The 5,732-nt window shown below is 28.9% G+C and carries 8 protein-coding genes; all 8 read right to left on the reverse strand.

The window, feature by feature from the left end; translation table 11 throughout:
- Positions 1–168: 168 nt before the first annotated feature.
- Positions 169–585 carry a S1 domain-containing RNA-binding protein gene (locus tag B2694_RS11935; protein WP_346885934.1) on the reverse strand — a complete coding sequence of 139 codons (417 nt, stop codon included), beginning with the start codon at positions 583–585 and terminating at the stop codon, positions 169–171.
- An 81-nt stretch (positions 586–666) separates the two neighbouring features.
- Positions 667–933, reverse strand: a complete 267-nt coding sequence (locus B2694_RS11940; RefSeq protein WP_035132490.1) for an FtsB family cell division protein — start codon at positions 931–933, stop codon at positions 667–669.
- A 125-nt stretch (positions 934–1,058) separates the two neighbouring features.
- Positions 1,059–1,451 (reverse strand): spore cortex biosynthesis protein YabQ, encoded by a 393-nt coding sequence (gene yabQ / locus B2694_RS11945; protein ID WP_346885935.1) that lies wholly within the window; start codon positions 1,449–1,451, stop codon positions 1,059–1,061.
- 7 nt (positions 1,452–1,458) lie between these two features.
- Entirely contained in the window at positions 1,459–1,755 is a 297-nt protein-coding gene (gene yabP / locus B2694_RS11950; protein ID WP_346848846.1) for a sporulation protein YabP, read from the reverse strand.
- A gap of 76 nt (positions 1,756–1,831) precedes the next feature.
- Complete coding sequence (locus B2694_RS11955; protein ID WP_346848845.1) at positions 1,832–2,092, reverse strand: RNA-binding S4 domain-containing protein; 261 nt, start codon at positions 2,090–2,092, stop codon at positions 1,832–1,834.
- 105 nt (positions 2,093–2,197) lie between these two features.
- Positions 2,198–2,473: an HU family DNA-binding protein gene (locus B2694_RS11960; RefSeq protein WP_035132498.1), complete on the reverse strand. Its 276-nt coding sequence runs from the start codon at positions 2,471–2,473 to the stop codon at positions 2,198–2,200.
- 110 nt (positions 2,474–2,583) lie between these two features.
- Complete coding sequence (gene mazG, locus B2694_RS11965; RefSeq protein ID WP_346885936.1) at positions 2,584–4,047, reverse strand: nucleoside triphosphate pyrophosphohydrolase; 1,464 nt, start codon at positions 4,045–4,047, stop codon at positions 2,584–2,586.
- A 17-nt stretch (positions 4,048–4,064) separates the two neighbouring features.
- Entirely contained in the window at positions 4,065–5,600 is a 1,536-nt protein-coding gene (locus tag B2694_RS11970) for a polysaccharide biosynthesis protein (RefSeq protein WP_346885937.1), read from the reverse strand.
- Positions 5,601–5,732 lie beyond the last annotated feature (132 nt).

Genomic DNA, 5,732 nt, shown 5'->3' on the forward strand with positions numbered 1-5,732 from the left:
CAAAGTCAAAAATCGTTGACACAGTATTTATATAGTTTTTTATATTTATTATTTATTTCTCCCTCACTTATTATAACTAAATGTAAAAAAAGCTAGGGTTTAATTTAACTGACATTAAAATAAATAAGAGTGCTTAAAAAGCACTCTTTAATCCTTTCGGTATAAAGCTTAATTATATCCTTTTCTGCTATATCCTCTACCTTTTCCACCATCTTGGTGTTTTTTAAGATCTTGAAATCTTTCTTCACTATCTTTTAAGAATTTTGACATCCTGTCTTCAAAACTTCCTGAACTTGTAGTTTTAGATTTTTCCTTTTCCCAATCTATATCTACGGGTTTAAAAGATTTTTTTGGTATACCAGCTTGCTTTATGGATAAACTCATCTTACCATTATCATCTACAGAAATGACTTTAACTTTAACCACATCATTTTCTTTTAAATGATCATGTACATTCTTAACAAATACATCAGATACTTCCGATATATGAACTAAGCCTGTTTTCCCTTCCACTTCAACAAATGCACCAAAGTTTGTGATATTAACTACTTTACCTTCTATAATGCTTCCAGCCTTTAAGGTCATATTGAAAAGACCCTCCTTAAATTTATAATTTAAATTTATATATACTATAACTAATAATAATTAGTCATAGTAATTTTCACTTTATTTACTGTCTATTACAGGAGATTCTCCTTCTTTAATTAACCCAAGCTTTTCCCTTGCAAGTTTTTCTATATATCGACTATCTTGTGATAGTTTAATCTCATCCTGTAACTTTTGATTCTTTTCTTGTGCTGCTTGTAACTCCGAAGTATAGTTATCAATATCTTTATGTTGTCTAAACATTATTATTTGTTGATTTATAAATGTAAAGCCTACGTAAAGAGCTATAAGTAAAAGACCTATCTTTTTTATGCTGAATTTCTTCATATCGATTTTCCTTCCTTATTACAAATAGTAACATGTCATAGGTTTTATTTTCAAGTAGTCAAATTAACCTATAGCTATATTGTAATTTGAATTTTTATTTTCTTCAACCCTTAATATTATAAATTTTATTTTTTTTTTGTTATTTTGCTGAAAATAATTCTTATAGGATAGAATATATAATAAAATATTACTCTAAAAAACGTTAATATGGCATTTAATATGCTTCCGTATGCTAATATAAATATATTACTAAATAGTTTAAAGTATATAAATAATCCAATTAAATTATATACAAACACATTAAAGCTCATGTAAGCATAGTTTGTATACATCATAAAAATAAATACTATAATGCCAGTTAATATCCAGAATAGCATATCCTGTATTGCTGTTATGATGGTTCCAGGCTCTTCAAAACCTCTTATTACTCTATATACATCAAAGAAAATACCAACTAGCATTCCACTAAGTAAGGAGAATATAAACAATGCTATTTGCCTACCCATATCAAATATCATAACTCAATCACCTAAATATTTTAGAAACAATACTATTTCGCTTCTTTGGTCTCTTTTCTTCACTTGTATATACTACATAAGATATTTTCCCCGTTATTACCACATCTCCATTTTGAACATCTAGCTTGGTCATCTTTAACTCTTCACCTCTGATATCCATATCTCCCAACACAGTTATTATAAGTATCTGTTCATCATTGAAGCTTAATATTTCTAAAACTCCATCTAAAGTCATCTTTTTTCTATTTTCTAACGCAATAAAACTCTTTTTATTTTCTAACGACATATCTTTATTTGGTTCCATAATATCCCCCTTAAACCTAAAAACATATTAGCTTTCTATAAAGATATATTCATTAAAAAATATTTTATGCTATTATTTATTCCTTATCCTCTTCCCCACTGATTATTTCATACATATTCTTAGCCTCTTCTTTATTAACATGATTAGCAATATTTATAATTCTTGCTTTTAATAATTGATTAGCAAATTGAATTTCTATTATATCATCTTCTTTTATAGTAGTACTTGGTTTTGCTACTTTTCCATTTATGGATACTCTACCATTTTCACATACATCTTTAGCAACAGTTCTTCTTTTAATTATTCTAGAAACCTTTAAATATTTATCTAATCTCATAGTTGCCTCCTTAAACTATATAAAAATTTTAATGAAATTATACTTTATCCTGTATCCCTTGAATAGAAGAAAAAACCCAGAACATTTCTAGGCTTTTTCAAGTAATTATTTATTTACTATGTCTTTAAATTCTTTTCCAACTTTGAAAACAGGAACTTTAGATGCTGGTATTTGTATTTCTTCTTTTGTTCTTGGATTTCTTCCTACTCTAGCAGCTCTTTCTCTAGTTTCAAAAGTACCAAATCCAACTAGTTGAACTTTCTCTCCACCTTCAAGAGCCTCTTCAACACTCTCTATAAATGCTTTTAATACCGCCTCGTTATCTTTTTTTGTTAGTCCTGACTTTTCAGCCATTTTTGCTATTAATTCTGATTTGTTCACAATAGTACCTCCTTAATGTTAATTTTACGTAATTTATATTTTAATTACATAAAATAATACTTACAATATTCTTACAAGTTACCTAGAATCCTTCTTTTTTTTGAAAAAATTTATCTTTTTGTTGATAAATTATACTTTTTAGATTCACTCCAAAGGGTTTCCATTTCTTCTAATGTCATTTCTTTCATGTCAATACCCTTTTTAATGCCAGATTCCTCAATAAATTGGAAGCGTTTTATAAATTTATCTATAGTATAATTTACTGCAAATTCTGGGTCAATGTCAAGAAGTCTTGCAATATTTACTGTGGCAAAGATTAAATCTCCTACCTCTTCCTGTATTTTTGACACATCTGAATTTTTATATACATCTTTTATCTCTTGTAATTCTTCTATAACTTTCTCCATAGCTGGCTCTACGTTATCCCAGTCAAACCCTACCTTACCAGCCTTTTTTTGAACCTTTTCTGCTCTAATAAGTCCGGGCATACAACGTGGAACATGTTTTAATTCATCGGTATAGCTAGTAAATTTCTTTTCTTTAACTTTAATTTCATCCCAATTCTCCAATATTTCATCTGTATTTTTAACTCTTACATCTGAAAATATATGTGGATGCCTACTTATCATTTTTTCAGTTATAGCTGCTACTACATCATTTATGTTGAAATAACCCTCCTCCTTACCAATTTGAGCGTGGAATATTACTTGAAAAAGTACATCTCCTAACTCCTCAATAAGTTTATTATCGTCCATTTCGTCTATAGCTTCAATAACTTCATAACATTCCTCAATTAAACCTCTTTTTAAAGATTCATGAGTTTGTTCTAAGTCCCACATACATCCATTTTCACTCCTAAGAGTAGACATCACATTAATTAAATCCTTAAAATCTTTAGAACCTTTAAGATCTTTAGGAATATATATGGAAGTTAAATAATCAATATCCTCTTGTCTATCTAAATCATATAGTTTAATTTTTCTTATACTTTCTTCTCCTTGTATGCCTGCTGCTCTTACAAAGTATATATCACTATCATCGCTATAATATTCACATAGAGCTAACTTCACTTCAGAAGCAATAAATTTGTTATACACCTGGGTTATTATTACTCCTAATCTCTTATCCATAACCTGTTCACTTATATCAAAGGCATCTATTATTTTTACCCCTTCTATTGGATCAATCCTTAAGCTCTCTATAACTGCATCTACAAAGCTTACCGATGGCATTAATCTAGCTTCTATTCCATTCTCCTTGCAGATTTCTAATAATATAGTTACAGATTTTTCTGCAACTAAGGGATGACCTGGAACTGCATATACTAAGTCTCCTTCTTGCTGATAAATTTTTATAAGATCCTCTGCAATTGCCTTGTATATATGGTCAAAATTATTATATTCTTCATAAAAATTATCATAGGTATTAAACTTTACACCCATAGATTCTAAGTATTTAACATTAGGGTGTTTTTCTGTTCTAAAGTATATATTTTTATTACTTTTCAAAATTTCTAGTACACCTATGGTTAAAGCCTCTTTAGAACCAGGTCCTAAACCAACCACTGTAATCATTTGAATCTACTCCTCTTTTAGTTTTTAATGAGCTTTCCCTTTATATCTTCAATGGTAAATATTTTAAATACAACCGATAGTATTCCAAATATTACCATGCCAAAGAAAATAGCTATTAAGCAAGATATTCCATTACTCTGTGTATAATTATAGACATTATTATATATAAAAACAACAGATATTATCATAATTAATGACACAAATAAAGGTTTTATAACTACTTCATATAGGTTTATCTTTACTTTGAGCAGTTTTTTAACCTCTTGCAAGTTTAAAATGCTAGTTACTGCATATCCAACTATACTTCCAATTATTGCACCATATATATTAAATCTAGAGTTACTTACTAAAACATAGGTAATGACTACCTTAAATAGACACCCTATAGCAAGATAATATACCGGTTTCATATATCTACCACAACTTTGTAAAAGCGATGTAGTAGTCTGTGTTATTATAATTAATGGTATTGATAAAGATAATAATTTAAGTATTTCATGCCCTGCTACATCCCCCATAAACACTAATCCCATAATAGGCTTTGAAAGATAAAATAACCCTAATGCACTTGGAATACCTATAACAAAAGATAACTTAAATACCATGTTTACCCTTCTGTATAATTCATTTTGATTATGCATGGAATATACCTCTGATATTATAGGTACTAAAGCTGAACATAGAGCAATAGAAAGTGCCAGTGGAATATTTTGAAGAGTCATAGCCTTACCTGTAAATTGACCATATAATATGGCACTTTCTTGAATAGTATAACCTGCTAACAAGAGCCTTTGAGGTACTATTATAGAATCAATTAAAGCCATAATCGTTCCAACTGCAGCTCCTACGGATATAGGAAATGCTGCTTGTACTAAGTTTGATAGTATTTTATTACTCCTTTTCACTTTTAATTTATACGACTTTGATCTAACAAATAAATATTTTATTACCAAGTAAATGCTTCCCAGCAATCCTCCAGCTACCGTTCCAAATGCGGCTCCTGCTGCTGCATATTCAATTCCTTTAGGAAGTAATAAATATGCACATATAACGCCAAAAACTACCCTACCTATCTGTTCTATAATTTGAGATATTGCAGTATTATTCATATTCTGAAGTCCCTGGAAATATCCTTTAAATGTACACATAATACATACAAATATAGGTGCTGAGGATATAATCATAAAGGATTGATATGACTTATTATCCCACCTTAAGATATTTATAATATTATCTCCAAAGTACAACATTAAAAATGATATTATTATCCCAAGTGGAATCATTATTTTAAGAGTATCTTTAAGTACCTGTTTAACAGCATTGGTATCGTTGCGCGCATTATACTCTGATATTAATTTTGACATAGCAATAGGTACTCCTGATGCTATTGCTACAAAAGTCATATATATAGGGTATGACATCTGATAATATCCCATCCCTTGGTCACCAATTAATCCTTGTATTGGTATTCTAAAAAACAAACCTAAAAATCGTGCAAAAATAGTAGCTATTCCTAAAATCATAGTTCCTTTTAAAAGCGATTGTTTTTTCATACTTCCTCCTAAAATACTTTGTATAGTTAATAAGTATTTTGATGAGAAACATTTTATTACTTAATGCATATAATATATACCTAATATCAATTAACTTTAACTTCTATAACAATCTATAATAGTGCAAAAACA

It is taken from the genome of Clostridium sp. UBA4395 (genome assembly GCF_002390995.1).
Classification (GTDB): Bacteria; Bacillota; Clostridia; order Clostridiales; family Clostridiaceae; genus Clostridium_J; species Clostridium_J sulfidigenes.